2 protein-coding genes are annotated in these 1,449 nt (G+C 44.5%); both read right to left on the bottom strand.

The window, feature by feature from the left end; translation table 11 throughout:
- Positions 1-543: 543 nt before the first annotated feature.
- A complete protein-coding gene (locus tag F6K37_RS42190; protein WP_287257192.1) occupies positions 544-891 on the bottom strand; it encodes a hypothetical protein in 348 nt (115 codons plus the stop codon).
- 8 nt (positions 892-899) lie between these two features.
- Positions 900-1,449, bottom strand: a 550-nt coding sequence (locus tag F6K37_RS42185; protein WP_287257191.1) for an RNA-guided endonuclease InsQ/TnpB family protein, incomplete at its 5' end; no start/stop codon positions are given.

Raw genomic sequence — 1,449 nt, 5'->3', positions numbered from 1 at the left:
TTCCTGAACTACTGCTGACTTTTTCAGCTGGTCACCCACCAGGAGGTATTGACTCAAACTATTACTCTGACTAATTTGTCAGTTTTACTGAGATCTAGTCTACCGTACTTTTAAAAGAGCCGCACCCTATCGAATTGGGGAGTTTCTTCCCGTAGCGTGGCCTACGGCCAGGGGAAAAGAATACCCCATCCTCCAAAATCAGAAGCGTTTATCTGGAGGGGAACAGGAATGGAACCAAGTTGACTTATCGATTAACCTGTTATAGTAGCTAGTTCCCATGATAGGAATGCAGATATTGCTAATACCGAAAAAATCATAGCTCCTATAATTACGCTTAACGGTATTAAGAAGACTTTGTGTGATCTTTTTCAACTAACAGAAAAAATGACAAGAAATGAATTCAGTAATTTTGTTTGCAACAAACAGGTCTTATGCTCGCCCTAGCGCCACTATCGGAATTGCGGTATCGGAAAGCTGAGCGACCACTTGCGTCAAGGGTGACAAGCAGACTAGAAACGTTTTGGGGTAAGCTTTTGAGCCATGCTATTCCCAATGTTCCGAATCTGCACATTGGCAGGATACCAAAAGCGTGTACAGTTTTTTGTCCTCTTTCATCGTCACCATCTGATGGTTTTTTGACCAGTTCTGAGCAAATATGTGCAGCGTTACCAAATCAAGGACTAAAACTATCAAGACCCTTGTAGAGAAAGACTTTAACAGCCTTACATTGACCTGATCTAAAGGCTTGATTTTTCTGTCGTTGGAGGTTATACTGACGACTGCATCGAAAAAGCGATTGGCCGTAGGCCACGCTTTGCGAACGCACTGACCTGTCCCGGAAATGCGATTGGCCGTAGGCCACGCTACGCGATCGCTAAGTAAATTTGACACTCCCCGCCCTATAAGAGCGGGGATTCTTGGATCAATGACCCGTCTTGCTCAACCAGGTCGGAACCAGGAAGAGTAGAGGACAGATCTCCCCAAGCGTTTAAAAGGGTTCCGGTGTGCCCCACCGTACCTAAGGCTCTCGTTAAGATATTTCTGGCGGCGTTGTGATCTCGATCTAATTGACACCCGCATTTACAGATATGGGTTCGAGTTGATAATGATTTCTTGACCACTTCACCACAATCAGAACAATTCTGGCTTGTATAAGCGGGATGCACTGCAACAGTTACCCTACTAAATTTTTGACCAAAATATTCTAACCACTCCCGGAACTGATACCAACCTGCATCATTAATAGACTTGGCAAGACAGTGGTTTTTGACCAGGTTCTTAACTCTTAAATCTTCGTAAGCCACCAGGTCGTTAGACCGGATTACGCAACGTGCCAGTCTCTTGGCATGTTCTTCACGCTGCCTACTTATTTTAAGATGTGTCCTACCCAGCCTATTAATAGCCTTCTTTCGGTTAGCTGAGCCTTTCTTTTTCCGGGAAACTTTACGA

The organism is Moorena sp. SIO4E2 (genome assembly GCF_010671945.1).
Lineage (GTDB): Bacteria > Cyanobacteriota > Cyanobacteriia > Cyanobacteriales > Coleofasciculaceae > Moorena > Moorena producens.
Note: the sequence above shows the minus strand (reverse complement) of the source record. Positions and strands in the feature narration are given on the sequence as shown.